We start from the raw sequence: 19,611 nt of genomic DNA on the forward strand, positions 1-19,611 counted from the left end.
CCCCCCCCCCCCCCCCCCTTGTACGAACGCCTCACGGACAGGATGGCGGCTCAGGACGGCACGCGGAGCGAACGCCAAGGATCTGTGGACAACATGCTCACCGCAGGACGTCGGCGACCTGAGCTGCCGATCTCAGACAGCGGACCACGGACCGCGCTGCGCACAGGCGAGGGCGGCTCAGGCGGCGAGGGGGACGGGGCGACCCGGCGCAGCGGGGCAGCGGGCGCACCGGGCACAGCGGGCACAGCGGGCGCAGAGGCGGCCTCAGGGCAAGGGTCGAGGCCACGATGAACGCGACCTCGACCTCGCACTTCCCGAAGGCCCGGATGCCGGGTCGGGCGGGTCTTCCTCAGAGGCACCGTGCGCGGGAACGCGGTTGCCGGACCGGCACGCGGAGGGCGTATCGCCGGTCACTCGTGACCGATGACCACCCTGCCAGACGGGACACACAAGGACAAATCACCCCGGCGCGCCACGGCGCGCGCCCCTGTGCCCGAGCGCCTCGGTGCCCGTCGCACACGACCGCGACTGGCCGGGCAAGGCCGAACCTCCCTAGGCCGAGTCCCGCACCACGAGCGACGTCGGCAGCGTGATGGCCGCAGGCTCCTGGCCCTCCACGACCTCGAGCAGCAGCCGCACCATCTCGGCGCTGATGCGCTCGAAAGGCTGCCGCATGGTCGTCAGCGCCGGGTGGAGCGACGCGGCGACCCCCGAGTCGTCGAACCCGCCCACGGCCACGTCCCCGGGCACGCTCCGCCCCGTGGCCTGGAGCGCGACGAGCGCCCCCGCCGCCATGAGGTCGGACGCCACGAACACGGCGTCGAGGTCAGGGCGCCGCTCGAGCAGCTCGGCCATCGCGAGCCGGCCCCGCTCGCGCGAGTAGTCGCCGTGCGCGACGAGCGACTCGTCGAACCGGTCGCCCAGCGCGTCGCGGTACCCGTCGAGTCGCAGCGTCCCGCCCGGGGTGTCGAGCGGACCCGTGATCGTCGCGATGCGCGTGCGCCCCGAGTCGAGCAGGTGCTGCGTCATGGTGCGCGCCCCGGCCCGGTCGTCGGCCGCGACGTACCCGACGCGCCCCTCGTACCCGAGCGGGACACCGCAGGCGACCGTCGGGACCTTCTGCTTGAGCAGCTCGGCCAGCATCGGGTTGCCCTGGTGCGAGCTGATGAGCAGGACGCCGTCGACGTGCCCCGCCGCGACGTACCCACCGATGCGGCGACGCTCCTCGGGGGTCCCCGCGACCATGAGCAGCAGCGGCATCTCGCGCTTCGCGAGCTCCTCGGCCGCGCCCCGCAGCAGGATCGAGAAGTTGGGGTCCTCGAACAGCAGGTGCTGCGGCTCGGTCAGCAGGAACGCGATCGAGTTCGACCGCCCCGTCACGAGGCTGCGCGCGTGCTGGTTCGCGGCGTACCCCGTGGTCCGGATCGCCTCGTTGACCGCGGCAAGGGCATCAGGAGAGACCCAGTGGCCACCGTTGATCACGCGGGACACGGTCCCGCGCGAGACGCCCGCGACGTCCGCGACGTCGCGGATCGTGGGGCGACGCTTCGCCCCGTTGCCCGACGCCGCCGCCCGCCTCTCGCGCACGGGTCCGGCGCCCGCCCCCGCACCCGGGGAGGTGCCGCGCGCGGCTTCGCGACCGTCCTCGCGCACGGCATCGACGGGCTGGGGTACGACGTCGTTCCCGGACTGCTCCACGACACGTGAGTCTAGGGACATCCTCAGGCCTTGACCGCGCCGGCGGCGAGGTCGACCTGCCAGTAGCGCTGCAGGAGGAGGAACAGGGCCACGAGCGGGACGATCGACAGCAGCGCGCCCGTGATCACGAGCGTGTACAGCGCGGGCTGCGACGCCCCCTGGTTCAGCAGACCCGACAGCCCGACCGTGAGCGGGAAGAGCTTGTCGTCGCCGAGCATGATGTACGGCAGCATGAAGTTGTTCCAGATCGCGACGAACTGGAAGAGGAACACCGTGACCAGGCCGGGCGCCATCATGGGCATCGCGACCTGCGCGAACGTCCGGAGCTCACCGGCACCGTCGGTCCGGGCGGCCTCGACGATCTCGTCGGGGATCGACGCCCCCGCGTAGATACGGGCGAGGTAGATCCCGTACGGGCTGATGATGCTCGGCAGGAGCACGGCCCAGTAGGTGTTGGTCAGACCGGCCTGGGCCAGGAGCAGGTACTGCGGGATCGCGAGCACCACACCGGGCACGAGCACGCCGGCGAGCAGCATGTTGAAGACCGCCGTCTTCCCGCGGAAGCGGTACTTCGCGAGCGCGTAGCCCGCCATCGCGGAGACGACGACCGAGAGCAGCCCGCCGATGCCCGCGTAGAGGGCCGTGTTCGCCATCCACCGCCAGAACAGACCGCCGCGGTAGGCGTTGAGGTCGGACACGTTGTCCAGGAAGTGCGAGGACGGCGCGAACGTGAAGGTCGAGAACAGCTCGCTCCCCGACTTGGTCGAGGCCACGACGACCCACAGCACGGGCAGCAGGCAGTACAGGGCGCCCACGAGCAGGATCGCGGTCGCGGTCCCGCTCGGGCGCTCGCCCGCGGACCGGTGACCCGTCCGCGGAGCCTTGCGGGACTTCTTGACGACCGCCCCGGGGCGCGCGTCGAAGGTCTCGGCGACGAGGGCGGTCTCAGCAGCGTCGGTAGTCATGGTCACTTCTCCTGACCGAAGGCACGGCTCTGCACGAGGCGCAGGAACCCGAACGAGAGGACGAACGTCGCGACGGCGATGATGACCGAGGTCGCGGCCGCCGAGTACAGGTCACCGCGGATGAACGCGTCGCGGTACACCTTCATGAGCGGGGTCCACGTGCTGGAGATCGTGTTGCTGAGCGGCTTGAGGGTCGTGGGCTCGGCGAACACCTGCAGGGTCGCGATCATCGAGAAGACGAACGTCATGATGATCGACGGGACGACGATGGGGATCTTGATCCGCCACGCCATGCCGATCTGGTTGCAGCCGTCGAGCTCGGCGGCCTCGTACAGCTCGGACGGGATCGCGCGCAACGACGTGTAGATCACGACCATGTTGAACCCGACGCCGCCCCACACCGCGATGTTCGCGACCGCGAAGATCACCAGGTCCGACGAGAACAGGGACGGGACGTCCCAGCCGAGCCGGTCGAACACGTAGTAGAAGGGGCTCACGCCCGGCAGGTAGAGGAAGCCCCAGAGGAGCGACGAGATCACCGCGGGCACCGCGTAGGGCAGGAAGATCGAGATCCGCGAGAGCTTGGTGGCCCGCGACCGGCGCGAGTCGAGCAGCAGCGCGAAGAGCAGCGCGAGGCCCAGCATGGTCGGCACGACGATCACGCCGTAGAGCGCGACGCGCCCCACGGACGCGAGGAACTCCGGGTCGGCGAGCGACGCCGCGTAGTTCGCGAACCCGTTCCACACCTCGGTCCGTGCCCCCGACCCCAGACCCAGCCCGCTGACCTTCTCGGTCCGGAAGCTCAGGTAGACCGCATACGCGATGGGCAACGCGAGGAAGAGGACGAACAGCACGATCGCCGGGGCGAGGAAGCCCCAGGGGGCTGCCTGGCGCCGGGACGCACCCGGTCTGCGGCGTCGCGCCGCGGGGGGCGCGCTGGGCCGCACTGGCGTGGTCGTGGTCACGATCTCTCCTCGGAAGGTCTCCGCCGGACGGGGGCAGGCGGCTGCTGAAGCACGGAGCTGAAGGGGTGGTGCGGGCGCCCGTCGGGGCTCCCGGTGCCGCCGCTCGGGGCGAGCGACGGGCGAGGCGGCCGCCCGGACGAACCGGGCGACCGCCGTCGGGCCTATTCCTTGACGTTGAAGCCGGAGCTCTTGAGGTCCTCGAGCGTGACCTTCTGCATGGCCTCGACCGCAGCGGTGAACGCGGCCTGCGACTTCGCCTCGGTGGCCTTGCCGAACTCGTCGTTGTACGCCGAGTAGGTGACGTTGACGTTGGGGCCGTACGTGAAGCTGCCCGCGGTCTTGGCCGTCTGGGCCGCGATCTCGTAGAAGTCAGGCTGGTTCGCGAAGAACGTCGGGGGCTCGGAGAGCGCCTCGGCCGACGCGGGGATGTTCGCGGGGTAGATCCCGGTCTGCTCGACGAGGAGGTCGACGCCCTCCTGCGACGAGTTGAGCCACGTGATGAACTGCGCGGCCTCTGCGGGGTGCTTCGACTGGCTCGTCACGGCCGTGGCGGAACCGCCCCAGTTGCCCGTGGCCGGCTTCGCGGCGTCCCACTGCGGCATGGGGGCCATCTTCCACAGGCCCGCGGTGTCGGGGGCGTTGCCCTCGAGGACGCCCGGCGCCCAGATGGCCGAGAGCCAGCCGATCTGCGTGCCGTTGTTGAGCGCGGCGTTCCACTCGGGGGTGTACATGGGCTTGTTGTCGATCACGCCGGACTCGACGAGACCGCCCCAGTAGTCAGCGACCTTGAGCGTCGCCTCGTCGTCGACCGCGACGGTCCACGCGTCCCCGTCGATGCCCCACCAGGAGGCGCCGGCCTGCTGCGAGAGGCCCGTGAACCAGCCCGCGTCGGTCGCCGAGAACGTGCCGAGGTACTTGGTCGGGTCGGCGGCCTGCAGGGCGGCGGCCGTCGCGGCGTACTCGTCCCACGTCGTGGGGACGGTCAGCCCGAGCTGCTCGAAGATGTCGGCGCGGTAGTAGAACTGCATGGGGCCCGAGTCCTGCGGCACGGCGTAGACCGCGTCGGAGCCGAGGGTCACGTCGTTCCAGACGCCCTCGGGGAACTGGTCCGCCAGGTCCGCGACCTCTCCCGAGATGTCGGCGAGCGCGTCGGCCGAGACCAGCGTGGGGATCTTCTGGTACTCGGTCTGCATGATGTCGGGCGCACCGCTGCCCGCCTTGACCGCGGTCAGCAGCTTGGTGATGGCGGGGTCGCCGCCGTCCTGCTTGTTGACCGTGACCTGGATGTCGGGGTTCGCCGCGTTCCAGGTCTCGACGACCTTGTCCACGTTCGGCGCCCAGGTCCAGAAGGTCAGCTCGACCGGTCCGTCGGCCGCCGGGGCGTCGGAACCGCCGCTGCCCGAGCTGCAAGCGGTCATCAGTAGTGCGGCGGAGGCGATGATCGCCGCTGCCTTCGTGCCTGTGGACAGGCGCATGAGGTCCTCCTCGTCAAGGAACCATCGCGCTTCTCGCCAGGGCTTGGGCCAGGGCGACTCACGACAGTGTGGGGCTGTGCACGGTCACAGTACTCACGCCCCGCATGGTCTTGTCAACATCATGTTTCATGCTGTTACCTAGGTGTTGCACGGTCGATCACACCTGTGATCGTGCACAGCAACGTGTTTCGAGGAGAGCGCATGACTTCCGCCAAGCCCCGCCCGGTCGGCCCCGTCTACGACGGCTGGCTGCCTGGCGTCGACGCGATCTGCTACGGCGGTGACTACAACCCCGAGCAGTGGCCGGAGGAGGTCTGGGAGCAGGACGTCGCGCTGATGCGCCAGGCCGGGGTGAACCTCGTGAGCATCGGGATGTTCAGCTGGGCGCTCATGGAGCCCCGTGAGGGAGAGCTCGACCTCGCGTGGCTCGACCGCCTGTTCGACCTGCTCCACGCGCACGGCATCCGCGTCGACCTCGGCACCCCCACGGCGTCGCCGCCGGCCTGGTTCTTCCACGCCTACCCCGAGTCGCGCGTCGTGACCCGCGACGGGACTGTCCTGGGGTTCGGCTCGCGCGGCATGGTCTCCCCCAGCTCGCCCGACTACCGCCGCGCGTGCGTCCGCATCACGACCGCGCTCGCCGAGCGCTACGGATCGCACCCCGCGCTCGCCCTGTGGCACGTGCACAACGAGTACGGCGCGCCCGTCTCGGACGACTACTCGCCCGCGAGCGCCGCGGCCTTCCGCGAGTGGCTGCGCGAGCGCTACGGCGACCTCGAGGGTCTGAACGCCGCATGGGGCACCCGGTTCTGGGGGCAGGTCTACGGCGAGTGGGAGCACGTGGGCGTGCCCGCGGTCGCGGCCTCGGTCGTCAACCCCGCGCAGCGCCTGGACTTCGCCCGCTTCACCAACGACGCGCTGCTGGCGTGCTTCGTCGCCGAGCGCGACGCGATCCGCGCCCGTTCGTCGGTGCCGGTCACGACCAACTTCATGGCGGGCGAGTGCCCGTCGACCGACCTGTGGGCCTGGGCCCGCGAGGTCGACATCGTCTCGAACGACCACTACCTGCGGGCAGCGGACCCGCGCAACGAGGTGGGGCTCGCGCTGGCTGCGGACCTGACGCGCTCGGTCGCGGGCGGCAAGCCGTGGATGCTGCTCGAGCACTCGACGTCCGGCGTGAACTGGCAGCCGCGCAACGTCGCCAAGCGTCCGGGCGAGATGGCGCGCAACGCGTTCTCGCACCTGGGCCGCGGGGCCGACGCGATCATGTTCTTCCAGTGGCGGGCCTCGCGCTCCGGCGCCGAGAAGTTCCACTCGGCGATGCTGCCGCACGCGGGGACGGGCAGCCGCGTGTGGCGCGAGGTCGTGGCGCTGGGCGCCGAGCTCGGCGCGATCGGCGAGCTCCGCGGGTCGCGCGTGCACGCCGACGTCGCGATCCTGTGGGACCCCGAGTCGTTCTGGGCGCAGGACCTCGAGTGGCGCCCGAGCGTGGACGCGCAGCACCGCGAGCGCGTCGACGCGTTCTACGACCGGTTCTGGCGCGACGGCGTCCAGGTGGACTTCGCGCACCCTGGGCAGGACCTGTCGGGCTACCGCCTGGTCGTCGCGCCCGCGTCGTACCTGCTGACCGAGGAGTCGGCCGAGAACCTCACGCGCTACGTCGAGGGCGGCGGCACGCTCCTGGTCTCGTACTTCTCGGCCGCGGTCGACGAGCACGACGCGGTACACCCGGGCGGCTTCGTGGCCCCGCTGCGCCGTGCGCTCGGGCTCACGGTCGAGGAGTTCCTGCCCCTGCGGGAGGGCGAGTCGCTGACCGTCGCGCTCGACGGCGGGGAGGTCGCGCCGACGCTGACCGGCACGCTCCCTGGGGACGTGTGGGCCGACGACATCACGCTCGAGGGCGCGCAGGTCGTGGGCACGTACGTCGACGGCCCGGCCCCGGGCTCCCCCGCGATCACGCGGCACACGCTCGGCGAGGGCACGGGCTGGTACGTCTCGACGCGCCTCGACGTCGCCGCGCTGAGCACGCTCCTGGGCGCCGTCTACGCGGACGCGGGACTGGCGCCGTCGGGCCTGCCGGAGGGCTTCGAGGTGGTGCGCCGCCGCGGCGAGGACGCCGAGTACGTCGTCGCGATCAACCACACCGACCAGGAGGTCACGCTCCCCTCCCTCGCCGACGGGACCACCGACCTCGTGACGGGCGAGGCCGTGCCGGGCGCCGCGACCGTGGCCCCGGGGGCCGTGCGCGTGCTGCGTTCGCCGCTCGCCTGAGGATCGCCCCTGCTCTCCCGCGGGCGGTCGGGCCGACCACGCCCCTGGTCGGCCCGACCGTCCGCGGGCCTTGCTCCACCCATCAACGCACCACGTCAAGGAGGACGGATGAGATCGACGAGGAAAAGCACCCTGGGGGTCCTGGTGACCGCGCTCGCGCTCGCGGGCGTCACGCCCGCGGTCGCCGCACCCGCAGCGGCGGGCACCCTGGTGAACCCCGGCTTCGAGGCCGGGCTCACGGGCTGGACCGTCACGAGCGCCTCGGGGCACGACGGCGGGGCGAAGGTCGAGGACGCCGGGCACGGCGCGTCGTCGGGCCGGCTGACGCACTGGGCGGGTGACGCCTACGACGTCACGACGGCCCAGACCGTCGAGGGCCTGGCCACGGGATGGTGGACCGCGAGCGCCTGGGTGAAGTCGGGCGGTGCGCTCGACGCGACGCGGCTCGAGCTCACGGGCTGCGGGGTCGACGACGCGACGACGACCCCAGTCACCGAGCAGGACGACCAGTGGGTCCGCCTGTCGGTCTCGGCCTACGTGACGGGCGGCGACTGCACGGTCGCGGTCGTGACCGACGGCCCGGGCGGCGCGTGGGCGTCGGTCGACGACGTGACGCTCGAGCGCGGGCGCGTGACGCGCGACGTGCGCGGCGGCGACCTGTCGGGCGTCGCCAAGAACGAGGCCTTCGGCGCTACCTACGCGAGCACCGACGGCACGCCGGGCGACCCGGTCGAGATCCTCGCGGACGCGGGCATGAACCTGGGCCGCCTCAAGGTGTGGGTCGACCCGGCCGACGGGTACAACGAGATCACGCACGTCGTCGAGAGCGCCCGGCGCATCGAGGCCGCGGGCATGGACGTCATGATCGACTTCCACTACTCCGACCGCTGGACCGACCCGGGCGCCCAGGGCACCCCGGCCGCGTGGGTCGGCGGGACGACCGACGAGCTGGCGCAGGACGTCTACGACCACACGCACGACGTCCTGGTCGCGCTGCGGGACGCGGGCGTGACCACGGACTACGTGCAGGTCGGGAACGAGATCAACCCCGGCATGATGTGGCCCTCCGGGCAGACGTGGGACGTGGTCCCGGGCGACGGGTACGACACCGCGCAGTGGGACTCGCTCGCGGCCTTCCTGAGCGCGGGCTCCCGGGCGGTGCGCGACGTGACCCCCGAGGCGCAGGTGATCCTGCACCTGACGAACATCGACGACGGGATCGGCGGCCTCACCTGGTGGTTCGACGAGGTCACCTCGCGCGGGGTCGACTTCGACGTGATCGGTCTGAGCTACTACGGCTACTGGCACGGCAGCCTGGGCGACCTGCAGAACGCGGTCGGGACGCTGTCCGACCGCTACGACCGTGACGTCATGGTCGTCGAGACGGCCTACCCGTTCACGCTCGAGGACGGATCGCCCGCGTGGGAGAACGTCATCGCGACCGAGGACGACCTGGTCCCCGGCTACCCCGCGACCCCGGCGGGACAGGCCTCGGCGCTGCGCGCCGTCCAGGACGTCGTCGCCTCGGCCCCGGGCGGGCGCGGCCTGGGCGTCGTGTACTGGGAGCCGGCATGGACGTCGGTCGAGGGCAACGGCTGGGACCCGGCCGACGCGTCGTCGGGCAACGCGTGGGAGAACCAGGCGATGTTCGACCTCGACGGCCGCCTCCTGGCTCCCGTCGCGGCCGAGCTCGCGCCGGACGCGGCCACGTCGGCATGGACCGCGTCGGCCGTCTACACGGCGTGTGACGTCGTCCTGCACGACGGCGCCGCGTACGTCGCGTCGTGGTGGACCTCGGGTCAGGAGCCGGGCGCCTCGGCGTACGGGCCGTGGCAGGAGGCGGCCGCAGCCGACGAGGCGGGCACGAGCCCGTGGGCCGCGACGCGCGTCTACGTCGCGGGCGAGCGCGCGACGTTCGAGGGCGCGACCTACGAGGCGCGCTGGTGGACCAGGAACCAGCAGCCCGACGGCTCCGCGTGGGGCCCGTGGGAGCGCGTCGGCTGACGTTCCCCGCGCGAGCGCGCGGCCGACGAGGTCTGGCACGGCCGGGAGGCGTGTGCCCGCGCACTGCAGGACGTCGCGGTCACCGCCCCCGGCCGTACCTCTCCAGCAGGTACTGCCCGTACGTGCCCGTCCCGTAGGGCTCGCCGGGCACCATGTGGTGCCCGGCAGCGAAGGCCGCGAAGGTCTTCCCCGGGACCCGCACCCGCGCGACCGGTCGGCGGCTCCCGGTCGCCCGCGCCCAGGCGCGTGCAGCCTCCCGACCCGTGATGCGCTCGGGCCCGCCGATGTCGCCGACCCGGCCCGCGGGCCCGGCGGCGACGATCTCCGCGAGGCGCGCGGCGACGTCGGGCACGGCGATCGGCTGGACCTCGAGCGCGGGCGTGAGGAGGACGGGCGAGAAGCGCTGCGCCGTGAACATCCCGACGACGAGCTGCGGGAACTGCGTGGCCCGCAGGATCGTGTGCGGCAGCCCGGACGCGGTGAGGATCGACTCGACCTCGACCTTGGCCTGGTAGTAGCCGAGCGGGATGCGGTCGACGCCGACGATCGACTGGAACACGACGTGCCCCACGCGCGCGTCGCGGGCCGCGGTCACGAGCCTGCGGCCCATCTCGACGTCGGCGCGGGGCCCGCGGGTCGCGAGGTGCAGGACGACCTCGACGCCGTCGAACGCCTCGCCCAGCCCCTCACCTGTCGTGAGGTCGCCCGTCACGACGCCGGGCGTCGTGCCGGCCGAGCGGCTGAGGACGCGGACGTCGTGCCCGGCCTCGCGCAGCAGGTTCACGGTGGGGGTGCCGAGAGTGCCGGTGCCGCCCGTCACGAGAACTGTGGTCGCACGCGCTGTGGTCATGGGGGTTCCCTTCCGACCGCGCGTCGTGCGCGGGAGTGCCGCTGGGGGGCGTTCGCCTCGCCCGCCCTTCTGTTCATTCTGCGGGGTCGGAGGTCATCCACAAGCCCCACGTCGCGAGTCGTGTCCACAGATGACCCCGGGCCCGCCGCGCGCGAGGACGCGGTTGCGCCACGCTGCCCGCATGACCCACAGCACCCGGTCCTCGCACCCCCGACGCCGCACCACGCCCCGGCACCCCGTCTCGCCGCGGGGCCTGCGCACCCTGCGCGCCACCTGGGAACGGCAGGCTGCCGAGGCCGGCGGCCCGGGCGGCTTCCACCACCTCCACGGACCGCACACGCACGGCTGGCTGCTCGCCGACGCGGTGCCCGAGCTCCTGGAACCGATCGTGCACGCCGACGACGACCCGCTCGAACCGACCTTCTTCGCGCACCTCGACGCCCCGGTCGCCGAGGCGCTGCTGGCCCGGTTCGCGCCCGCGCACCTCGTCCACCGGTCGAACGGCTCGCCCACGCTCGGGAACCAGCTGCGCGCGACCGTCGCCCACCCCGGCGAGATCACGCTCCACGGGTTCGTGCTCGGCCCCGGGCGCTGCGACGAGCGGCTCGTGTCCGAGGGCGCGCTCGTACGCTTCGAGGCCGACCTGCTCGTGACCGAGCACCACGCCCCCGGCTGCGAGTGCGAGCTCCTGTGGGCCTACGCGGTCGACGAGCTGGGGCTCGACGACGCCGAGCACGCACCGCACCGGATCCACCGCATCCACCGCGCGGAGGCACCGGACGAGACGTGGTGGCGGCTGCTGTGGGCGTGAGCGGCGCACCGGATACGGGCCGGGACGCACGGCGCCGGGCGAGTGGCGCCGGGCTCGCGGTGCCGGCTCACACCGGCCCAGGGCCCTCACGTCCGCTCGAGGAACCCCTCGCTCGCTCGCTCGAACCGGCGCATGAGATCCGCGAACGCCTGTCGGTCCTCCGGGGCCCATCCGTCGAGCAGCTCGTCGACCAGCCGGTCGCCGGCGGCGACGAACGTCCTCGCGACCTGCGCCCCCGCCTCGGTGAGGTGGACGCGTGCCGCGCGCGCGTCGTCGGGGTCCTCGCGGCGCTCGGTGAGGCCCGCCGCGTCGAGGCGACGCAGGATCTTGCTCACGTTGGACGGCCCGGTGGACAGGTGCTCCGCGATCGCCGAGGGGCGCCGCGGCCCCTCCCGCCACACGACGGTGAGGACCACGACGGCGGGCGAGTCCAGGTCGATCCCCTCGCGCGCCGCGACCGCGGCGAGGAAGTCGCCGCTCGTCCACAGGCCCATGACCCGGACCAGGGAGTCGAGCAGGTCGGACCGGTATCCGGGGACGCGCGGGTCGCCCAGCACGCCCCCCGGGGACCCCGGAGCGGGGGCAGGGCCGGAGCCCTGCCCCGCCCCGGGGTGCGGTGCGTCGGTCATGCGACCTGCGTGCCGCCGTCGACGGGCAGGACCACGCCCGTGATGAAGCTCGCCTGGTCGGACAGCAGGAACGCGACCGCGTCGGCGATCTCGGACGGCCGGCCCAGGCGCTGCATGGGGACGTCGGCCGCATACCCGGCGCGGGCCTCCTCGGGCAGCGACGCGAGCGCTGCCGTCTCGATCGCGCCCGGCGCGACGGCGTTGATGCGGATGCCGTCGGTCACGTACTCGATCGCGGTGCCCCGCGTGAGCGAGACGACGCCGGCCTTGGCGGCCGAGTACGGCGAGAGGCCGGGCGACGCCTTGAGGCCGGCGATCGAGGCGATGTTGACGATGCTGCCGCCGCCGTGGGCGAGCATGTGGGCGATCTCGGCCTTCATCGACAGGAAGGTCCCGCGCAGGGTGATGTCGAGCGTGCGGTCCCAGCCGTCCTGCGGCATCTGGTCGAGACGGAACGGGCGCGTGCCGACCCCCGCGTTGTTGACCGCGAGGTGCAGCCCCCCGAACGTCTCGACCGCGAACCCGACGAGGGCGGAGACGTCTGCCGGGTCGGCGACGTCCGCCCGACGGTACGCGGCCCGGCCGCCTGCGGCCTCGATCTCGGCGACCACGCGCGCGCCGGCCTCGTCGTTGACGTCGGAGACGACGACGGCCGCTCCCTGAGCGGCGAGCCGCTTCGCGACGGCCTCCCCGATGCCTGCGCCGGAGGCCGTGACGAGCGCGACCTTGTTGCTGAACTGCATGAGTGCTCCTCCAGATTTTACTGTCTTCACGACAGCATATGCCCGTGAACGCGGCGCCCGCACCCACCCGACAACCCTCGCGATCCGGCACAACCGTGCTTCTTACACCCAGGCAATGCCCAGGAAACAGGCCGCGCATAGCGTCCGAGCCCTGACGTCCCCCTGACCGAAAGGCTCTCGTGAGATCCCTGACACTGACCCTGTCCGGCCGCGCCCTCGCGGCCGGCGTCGCACTCCTCCTCGCCCTGGTCTCGCTCGTCTCCGTCGTCGCCTACTCGATCGCCGAGTCCCGCACCACGGCCGCTGCGCAGGGGCAGCAGCCGATGGTCCTCGCCTCGGGCACGACCCCGCTGGGCATCACGTCCAGCAGCTACCAGGCCGTGACCGCGGCCGCCACGACGTCCAAGCCCAAGGTCGTGGTCGTCGCGACCGGCGGCACCATGGCCGGCAAGGCCAGCACGCGCGACGGCTTCACGAGCTACCGCGCAGGCACCTACCTCATGTCCGACATGCTCGACACGCTCCGCCCCGAGATCGACCAGATCGCCGACGTCACCGCGGTCCAGTTCGGCAACGCCGGGTCGTCGGGCTACACCATGGAGCAGTTCCACGCCCTGACGCTCGAGGTCGAGAAGCAGCTCGAGACCGCGGACGCCGTGGTCGTCACGACCGGCACCGACACCCAGGAGGAGTTCGCCTACTGGCTCGACCTCACGGTCCAGTCCCGCAAGCCCGTCATCACCTCGGGCTCGATGCGTCCCTGGGGCGCGGGCGACACCCCGGCCGACAAGGCCGTCTTCGGGTCCGACGCACCGGCCAACCTCTACAACGCCGTGCGCCTCGCGGCGAGCCAGCAGACGTACTGCTTCGGGACCGTCCTCATGCTCAACGACGAGATCCAGGCGGCACGCGAGGTCACCAAGACCAACGCCTACCGCACCGACACGTTCCAGACGCGCGAGTACGGGGTCCTGGGCTGGATCGACGGCGCCAACATCACCCTGGGCCGGGCACCGGCCCGCGTCATGAGCTGCGACCAGGAGTCGTGGTTCACGCCGTTCGACGTCTCGAAGGTCGACCCCAAGACGCTGCCACGCGTCGAGATCGTCATGTCCTACCAGCAGGCCGGGGGCGAGGCCGTCAAGGCGTTCGCGGACGCCGGGGTCAAGGGCATGGTCACCGCGGGTACGGGCGCCGGCGGCATCTCGGGCGCCATGAGCTCGGAGCGCAGCAAGGCCGTGGCCAAGGGGGTCTGGTTCGTCAGCACGACGCGGACCGGGTCCGGGTCGAGCTACGGGGGCAGCAACGGGGTGCTCGCGGGCGAGGACCTGACGGCGGTCAAGGCCCGCCTGCTCCTGGTCCTGTCGCGGGCCTTCACCGAGGACTTCAACCAGGCCAAGGACTGGTTCGCGACGTTCGGCACGCCGACCTTCGAGCAGTCGGGCGCCGCGTCGACCATCCCGGCCGGCCCGGGCGGCACCTCGGTCCTGCTCACGTCGACCGCGACGGCCGCGTGCAACGGGCGGACGGCGAGCATCCGGGTCACGGTCACCAACACGGACAGCGTGCCGATCGACGTCCGGGTCACCTCGGCCGCGGGCGAGCACAAGTTCAGCAAGATCCCCGTGGGCAGCACGGTCGAGCACACCCTGACCCGGGGCGCGTCGCTCGACGCCGGGGAGGCCAAGCTCGTGGCCTACAAGAACGTGGACGGCGCGGGCGTGCAGAGCACCAGCACTGCAGCGCACGCGGCGGTCACCTGCCGGTAGCACCACCGGCCCGACGGCGGCGCTCACCCTCCGGGGTGGGCGCCGCTCTGGCGCGGGTCGCCCGCAGCGCCGCGGTGCAGGTCGCCTACGGCGTCGAGGGGGCCGGCCGTGCGCGCCGCAGCGCGAGGAGCCCGGCCGCCGCAGCCGCACCCAGCGCGGCCCCCGTCGTGTTGAGCACGACGTCCTGCACGGTCGAGTACCTGCCGGGGATGAGGAGCTGGGTCAGCTCGATCGCGAGCGACAGCGCGAAGCCCGCGAGCACCACGAGCCCGGCGCGCCGCCAGAGCCCACGCGCGGGATCGGCCGCGAGGTCGCCCCGGGCGTCGGGCCCGGTCAGCAGGAGGAGCCCCAGGACGCCGAACGGCAGGAACATGACCACGTTCGACGCCGCCTCGAGGAACGCGACGGTCATGGGCAGCCCCACCGCGCGGAACGCGTCGACGACCGCGAGCGCCCAGCCCGGGGCTGCCGTGGACTCGGGCGACGGCCAGCACGTCACGACCAGGACGGCGGCGAGGTAGACCGCGAAGGTCCAGCGGAGGGTGCGCACGGCTCACACCCTACGGAAGGATGGGCGGGTGACCGCGACCTCGCCCCTGCCCGACGACGCCCGCTGCCCGTGCCTGTCCGGCGAGACGTACGGGGCGTGCTGCGGACGCTTCCACGCCGGCCTCGCCGCGGGTCCGGGTGCGGCCGGTCCCGACGCCGTGACGGCTCCGACGGCCGAGGCCCTGATGCGTTCACGCTACGCGGCGTTCGCGGTCGGCGACGCGGACTACCTGCTCGCGACCTGGCACCCCTCGACGCGCCCCGCGGACCTGGACCTCGACGACGACGTGGCGTGGCGCCGTCTGGACGTCGTGGCGACGAGCGCGGGCGGCCCGCTCGACCGGACGGGCGTCGTCGAGTTCGTGGCCCACTTCCGCTCCGCGGAGACCCGCGAGCGCGGGACGCTGCACGAGGTCAGCTCGTTCGTGCGCGAGGACGGGCGCTGGTTCTACGTGGACGGGGAGCACAGGGGCTGAATGGTTCGACCCGGCGTGCGGTTCCGCCCCGCGAACGCTTCTGGTTGACTGCGGTCGTGAGCACCACGACCGTGCCGGACACGACGACGCCCTCTGCGCGGAACTCCCGCTGGGCGTGGCGCGTCTGGCTGGGGACTCCCGCCGTGGTCGCGGTGATCGCCGCGGTGGGGATCTTCCTCCTCGCCCCGTATGTCGACTCGGGACGACTGCTGCTCGTCCGAGGCCACGAAGCGGCGACGGTGACCGCCTGGCTCTGGTTGGCGATCTGCGGATGCGCGGGCGTCGTCTGCATGGTGCTGGCTGTCCGGGTGTCGATGAACCACCCCTTCCGGATCGGCGTCCTGGCGTGGCTCGCCACGGGAGTCGTCCTGCTCGTCCTCCTGTGCGTGGTGTTCTACGCATGGCTGATGTCGGTCGGCTCCTCGATGAGCTCCTACGTCCCGCTGGACCAGGTGGCCCGGCCGCCCGGCGAGCAGCTCCTGGTCGAGGAGCGCCGTTCGCTCCACGGTCACATGACGTACGGGGTCTGGCGCGGCGGCCCGGACGTCTACTACCGAGCGGACGTCCCCGGACTCCTCGACGTGAGGACCCGTCACGAACGCCCCATGGCCGAGGGCGACTTCCGGGTCGAGACGACCGACGACGGGTCGGCTGTCCTCGTCCTGCTCGATCACCGGATCGCCCTGCCCTGACCGGGCTTACCCTGGCCAGGTGCCCTCGACCCAGCGCTCGTTCGCGTCCGACAACTACGCCCCTGCCCACCCGGCGGTCCTCGCGGCCCTGACCGCGGCGAACGTGGGCCACGCCGGCTCGTACGGCGCGGACCCGTGGACCGAGCGTCTCCAGGAGTCGGTCAGGCATCACTTCGGTGAGGCGGCCACGGCCTACCCGGTCTTCAACGGGACGGGCGCGAACGTCGTCGCGCTCACGTCGATGCTGCCGCGCTGGGGCGCGGTCGTGACGTCGGAGCACGCGCACGTCCACCAGGACGAGAACGGCGCCCCCGAGCGCGTCGGCGGGATCAAGCTCCTCACGGTCCCCGCCCCGGACGGGAAGCTGACGCCGGGCGCGATCGACCGGTTCGTGGGCGACCTGGGCGATCAGCACCGGGCGCAGCCGCTCGTCGTCTCGATCACGCAGGCGACCGAGCTGGGCACGGTCTACTCGCCCGACGAGATCCGCGCGATCAGCGACCACGCGCACGCCGCCGGGCTGCGCGTCCACCTCGACGGCGCGCGGCTCGCGAACGCGGCGGCCGCGCTCGGGGTGTCGTTGCGGGAGACCACGACCGACGTGGGCGTCGACGTCGTGTCCTTCGGCGGCACCAAGAACGGCCTGCTGTTCGGCGAGGCCGTCGTGGTCCTCGACCCCGACGCGGCTCAGGGCGTGGACTTCGTCCGCAAGATGACCATGCAGCTCGCGTCGAAGATGCGCTTCGTCTCGGCGCAGCTCACGGCGCTGCTCGAGGACGACCTGTGGCGCACCAGCGCGGCGCACGCCAACGCGATGGCCACGCGCCTGCGTGCGGCGCTCTCGCCCGCGACGACCACGGGAGAGGTGCCCGACGGCGGGACGCCCGCGGCGCCGTCGGGCCTCACGTTCTCCCAGCCCACCCAGGCGAACGCGGTGTTCGCGGTGCTCCCGCGCGCCGTGGCCGAGGCTCTGCGCGCGGACTTCGCGTTCTACGACTGGGCGGCCGCCGCTCCCGACCCCGTCACGGGCGACGAGCGCGTCGAGGTCCGCTGGATGTGCTCGTGGGACACGACCCCCGAGGACGTCGACGCGTTCGCGGCCGCGGTCCGCACAGCCCGTTTCGATTGACTCTCTTCGGCATCGGCCAGGCTTCAACGAGATTTCGCCCTCTCGGACCTCGATGAGCGTCGGTAGCCACCGCTACCCTCTGGGCAAACGGGTTGAACCCGTACGACAGAGACAGGTGATGAGCAATGCCGCTTTCTCCCCCGCCAGCCACCGCTCAACAGGTGGAGGAGCAGAAGCACCTCGACCTGGTCCGCGACGAGCGTGAGCACAAGAGGGAGACTCGGCTCGCGGCCCCTCTGGCCGCTGGCGACAACAAGGCCGCTGCGCGGCTCAAGGCGAACGCCGCCAAGGACTCGACGCTCGGCAACCCGCAGGACCCGGTTGCCTTCATGCGGATCGACGTCGCGGGTGACGAGTGCTTCTACGTGGGCTATCACAGCCTGAGTGACCGGATGAATGACCGGCTCGTCTACAACTGGCAGTCGAACTTCATCCTTGGCCTGCGGGCGGCCACGCACGACGCGCCAGGGGAGGTCGTCCGGCACCGCAACTTCGCGATGGGTGACGGCAACCAGATCACCACGATGCAAGACGTCGTCTTCGCTGAGCTTGCGGCACGCATCGCGGCACTTGAGGGCGACGATGTCACGTTCATCGAGACCGACGCGATGCTGCAGGAAACGCTCGGTCGCGCACGCGGCACCGAGATGCAACAGATCGTCGAGACGATCCAGGCGGCCCAGAGCACCCTGATCAGTGCGGATGCCCATTCTCTGCTCGTGATTCAGGGTGGGCCCGGGACAGGGAAGACCGCTGTCGCGCTGCATCGCGTTTCAGCGATCCTCTACAACTACAGCGAAACCGCCATGCACGCCGCAGGGGACGTCATCCGCCCGGAGCAGGTTCTCGTGATCGGTCCCAACGCAACCTTCACCCGGTACATCAGCCGCGTCCTCCCAGAGTTGGGCGACGCTGCGGTCGCGCAGACCGACCTGCACAAGTTGCTCGAGGCGCACGTCAAGGCCACTGCAAAGGACGGCGCCGCAACCGCTCGGCTCAAAGGCGACGAACGGATGGTCGAGGTCATCAGCAAGGGTCTCGTCCAGCGCGTCCGCAGGCCCAAGGACCACACGAGCTTCTCCATCAGGGGCGTGTCGTGGCGCGTGTCGCTCGACCCGTCAGAGGTCGAGGCGGTATTCACACCGCTTCTCTTCGAGCGATATGCCGTCGGCCGCACCAGGTTTCGCACTGCCCTTCTCTCCGACCTCGGCACACGGATCCGACGCCAGCTTCGCGCAGACCGTTCACCACTTGCCGGCGACCCACAAGGCCTGCTCGATCCGACCGAGATCGACAACTTCGTCGAGCGCGTCTGGCCCTCGCTCTCGCCCCAGGCATTCCTCCGAGACCTCTTCGGCAACACCGACCGACTGCTCGCCGCGGCGAGCGGGACCCTCACCGCTGACGAGGTCCAGCTTCTACGCCGGACGCCGGCACCGAAGCTCAGCGAGCAACAGTGGACACGCGAGGACCTCGTGCTCCTCGATCAGGCAGGTGCCGAGATCTCTGGAGACCCAGATTCCTATCGCCACATCGTGGTGGACGAGGCCCAGGACCTTTCACCAATGCAGTGGCTCGCGGTCCGTCGCAGGTCTGAGCGCGGCGCCATGACCATCGTCGGGGACATCGCCCAGTCCACAGGCCACTGGGCCCGTGATTCGTGGGACGAGGTCATCGAGCTGTTGTCGACTCCGCTGCCCACCCGAACCGAGCAACTGACCTACGGCTACCGGGTCCCGCGGTCGGTCATGGATCTCGCGGCGCTTCTGCTCCCGATTGCTGCCCCGGGAATTCTCCCGCCAGTGGTCGTGCGAGATGTGGAGCGACCGCCGGTCCTCACGTCAGTTCCTCCCGCGGAGGACCTCGCAACCTCCGCCGTTCGCATCGTCGAAGCGCTGAGCGGAAAGGGAAACTTCGTCGGGGTCATCTGTCCCGATGCCCTGCGTGAAGATCTTGAGATCGCTTTCATGCTCGCCGAGGTCAACTGGAACGATGCTGACAAAGGTGGGCTGAGTACAGCGATCAACCTCGTGAGCCCAGTCGCGTCGAAGGGGCTCGAGTTCGATGCGGTGGTCGTGGTCGACCCTGCCGGGATCGTTGCCGCCGGTCCGCAGGGCGAACGCATGCTCTACATTGCACTGACCCGCACGACGAAGTACCTCGACATCGTGTACCCGCAGGGGACTCTCCCTGCAGTTCTCGGACCACAAGACGCGTCGACCGGATCACCCGCGCCGACCACCAGGCCGGAAGGCGAGCAACGCGAGGTGCCAGCCCAGAGCGGCGTCGGAGGTCCGCCCGTGCACGAGCATCCCGCGACGATGTCGCCGCTGCCCTCCGGAACTCTGCTTCCAGAGGCACAGAACGCGACGTCGAACGATCGAACGCCCGCTCAGCGTCGCACCATCACGTTCCAGGCGGCGACGATCCGCGACGACCTGATGGCTTCGGCACCTGAGCCCCTGTGGGGCGACATCCTGCGGGAGGCTCTGCGGGTCATCGAAGAGGAGCGGCCCGAGTAAACAACGCCCGAGCGGGCGTGACCCGGAGGTCACGCCCGCTCGGACGGTCGGTCAGGCGCGAGG

The 19,611-nt window shown here is 71.6% G+C and carries 16 protein-coding genes and 1 riboswitch; of the genes, 8 read left to right on the forward strand and 8 right to left on the reverse strand.

The features are described 5' to 3' along the window. Positions 1 to 302 precede the first annotated feature (302 nt). Positions 303 to 422: riboswitch (SAM riboswitch) on the reverse strand. A 130-nt stretch (positions 423 to 552) separates the two neighbouring features. From OERS_RS12380 to OERS_RS12395, 4 genes are all read right to left on the reverse strand, one after another. Further along, on the reverse strand, positions 553 to 1,587 hold the full coding sequence (locus OERS_RS12380) for a LacI family DNA-binding transcriptional regulator (RefSeq protein WP_056653599.1): 1,035 nt from the start codon (positions 1,585 to 1,587) through the stop codon (positions 553 to 555). 134 nt (positions 1,588 to 1,721) lie between these two features. Further along, on the reverse strand, positions 1,722 to 2,663 hold the full coding sequence (locus OERS_RS12385; RefSeq protein ID WP_082609057.1) for a carbohydrate ABC transporter permease: 942 nt from the start codon (positions 2,661 to 2,663) through the stop codon (positions 1,722 to 1,724). A 2-nt stretch (positions 2,664 to 2,665) separates the two neighbouring features. Continuing rightward, the gene (locus OERS_RS12390; RefSeq protein WP_083201422.1) at positions 2,666 to 3,628 is read right to left on the reverse strand and encodes a carbohydrate ABC transporter permease; all 963 of its coding nucleotides are present in this window, start codon (positions 3,626 to 3,628) and stop codon (positions 2,666 to 2,668) included. 161 nt (positions 3,629 to 3,789) lie between these two features. Then, positions 3,790 to 5,103 (reverse strand): ABC transporter substrate-binding protein, encoded by a 1,314-nt coding sequence (locus tag OERS_RS12395; RefSeq protein WP_068625993.1) that lies wholly within the window; start codon positions 5,101 to 5,103, stop codon positions 3,790 to 3,792. 201 nt (positions 5,104 to 5,304) lie between these two features. Here OERS_RS12395 and OERS_RS12400 point away from each other — a divergent pair, with 201 nt between their 5' ends. Then, positions 5,305 to 7,374, forward strand: coding sequence for a beta-galactosidase (locus tag OERS_RS12400; RefSeq protein WP_068625994.1), 2,070 nt, complete (start codon positions 5,305 to 5,307; stop codon positions 7,372 to 7,374). Positions 7,375 to 7,482: 108 nt separating this feature from the next. Next, the gene (locus OERS_RS12405) at positions 7,483 to 9,378 is read left to right on the forward strand and encodes a glycosyl hydrolase 53 family protein (protein ID WP_083201423.1); all 1,896 of its coding nucleotides are present in this window, start codon (positions 7,483 to 7,485) and stop codon (positions 9,376 to 9,378) included. Positions 9,379 to 9,457: 79 nt separating this feature from the next. On the opposite strand, the gene OERS_RS12410 is transcribed toward OERS_RS12405, so the two are convergent. After that, positions 9,458 to 10,228, reverse strand: a complete 771-nt coding sequence (locus OERS_RS12410) for an SDR family oxidoreductase (RefSeq protein WP_056653109.1) — start codon at positions 10,226 to 10,228, stop codon at positions 9,458 to 9,460. A 181-nt stretch (positions 10,229 to 10,409) separates the two neighbouring features. Here OERS_RS12410 and OERS_RS12415 point away from each other — a divergent pair, with 181 nt between their 5' ends. Next, complete coding sequence (locus tag OERS_RS12415) at positions 10,410 to 11,039, forward strand: hypothetical protein (protein WP_056653112.1); 630 nt, start codon at positions 10,410 to 10,412, stop codon at positions 11,037 to 11,039. Positions 11,040 to 11,125: 86 nt separating this feature from the next. On the opposite strand, the gene OERS_RS12420 is transcribed toward OERS_RS12415, so the two are convergent. Both OERS_RS12420 and OERS_RS12425 read right to left on the reverse strand, forming a co-directional pair. Further along, on the reverse strand, positions 11,126 to 11,668 hold the full coding sequence (locus OERS_RS12420; RefSeq protein ID WP_068625995.1) for a MarR family winged helix-turn-helix transcriptional regulator: 543 nt from the start codon (positions 11,666 to 11,668) through the stop codon (positions 11,126 to 11,128). Beyond that, positions 11,665 to 12,411, reverse strand: a complete 747-nt coding sequence (locus OERS_RS12425) for an SDR family NAD(P)-dependent oxidoreductase (protein ID WP_056653118.1) — start codon at positions 12,409 to 12,411, stop codon at positions 11,665 to 11,667. The genes OERS_RS12420 and OERS_RS12425 overlap by 4 nt, the downstream gene beginning before the upstream one ends. Positions 12,412 to 12,590: 179 nt before the next feature. Here OERS_RS12425 and OERS_RS12430 point away from each other — a divergent pair, with 179 nt between their 5' ends. Beyond that, positions 12,591 to 14,180: an asparaginase gene (locus OERS_RS12430; protein ID WP_068625996.1), complete on the forward strand. Its 1,590-nt coding sequence runs from the start codon at positions 12,591 to 12,593 to the stop codon at positions 14,178 to 14,180. 85 nt (positions 14,181 to 14,265) lie between these two features. Here the strand turns inward: OERS_RS12430 and OERS_RS12435 are convergent, their stop codons facing one another. Then, entirely contained in the window at positions 14,266 to 14,730 is a 465-nt protein-coding gene (locus OERS_RS12435) for a VanZ family protein (protein ID WP_068625997.1), read from the reverse strand. A gap of 28 nt (positions 14,731 to 14,758) precedes the next feature. On the opposite strand from OERS_RS12435, the gene OERS_RS12440 reads away from it, so the two are divergent. From OERS_RS12440 to OERS_RS12455, 4 genes are all read left to right on the forward strand, one after another. Continuing rightward, a complete protein-coding gene (locus tag OERS_RS12440) occupies positions 14,759 to 15,205 on the forward strand; it encodes a YchJ family protein (protein ID WP_248948541.1) in 447 nt (148 codons plus the stop codon). Positions 15,206 to 15,261: 56 nt separating this feature from the next. Continuing rightward, the gene (locus OERS_RS12445; RefSeq protein ID WP_068625998.1) at positions 15,262 to 15,897 is read left to right on the forward strand and encodes a hypothetical protein; all 636 of its coding nucleotides are present in this window, start codon (positions 15,262 to 15,264) and stop codon (positions 15,895 to 15,897) included. Positions 15,898 to 15,916: 19 nt separating this feature from the next. Further along, positions 15,917 to 17,026: a threonine aldolase family protein gene (locus OERS_RS12450; protein WP_068625999.1), complete on the forward strand. Its 1,110-nt coding sequence runs from the start codon at positions 15,917 to 15,919 to the stop codon at positions 17,024 to 17,026. A gap of 161 nt (positions 17,027 to 17,187) precedes the next feature. Beyond that, a complete protein-coding gene (locus tag OERS_RS12455; protein ID WP_169834222.1) occupies positions 17,188 to 19,548 on the forward strand; it encodes a HelD family protein in 2,361 nt (786 codons plus the stop codon). Positions 19,549 to 19,611: the final 63 nt, after the last annotated feature.

The sequence above is a fragment of the Oerskovia enterophila genome (genome assembly GCF_001692445.1).
GTDB lineage: Bacteria > Actinomycetota > Actinomycetes > Actinomycetales > Cellulomonadaceae > Oerskovia > Oerskovia enterophila.

Coding starts and splice junctions, on each gene's coding strand:
- OERS_RS12385 (WP_082609057.1), bottom strand. CDS start 2,663: ATGACTACCGACGCTGCTGAGACCGCCCTCGTCGCCGAGACCTTCGAC.
- OERS_RS12395 (WP_068625993.1), bottom strand. CDS start 5,103: ATGCGCCTGTCCACAGGCACGAAGGCAGCGGCGATCATCGCCTCCGCC.
- OERS_RS12400 (WP_068625994.1), top strand. CDS start 5,305: ATGACTTCCGCCAAGCCCCGCCCGGTCGGCCCCGTCTACGACGGCTGG.
- OERS_RS12405 (WP_083201423.1), top strand. CDS start 7,483: ATGAGATCGACGAGGAAAAGCACCCTGGGGGTCCTGGTGACCGCGCTC.
- OERS_RS12410 (WP_056653109.1), bottom strand. CDS start 10,228: ATGACCACAGCGCGTGCGACCACAGTTCTCGTGACGGGCGGCACCGGC.
- OERS_RS12415 (WP_056653112.1), top strand. CDS start 10,410: ATGACCCACAGCACCCGGTCCTCGCACCCCCGACGCCGCACCACGCCC.
- OERS_RS12420 (WP_068625995.1), bottom strand. CDS start 11,668: ATGACCGACGCACCGCACCCCGGGGCGGGGCAGGGCTCCGGCCCTGCC.
- OERS_RS12425 (WP_056653118.1), bottom strand. CDS start 12,411: ATGCAGTTCAGCAACAAGGTCGCGCTCGTCACGGCCTCCGGCGCAGGC.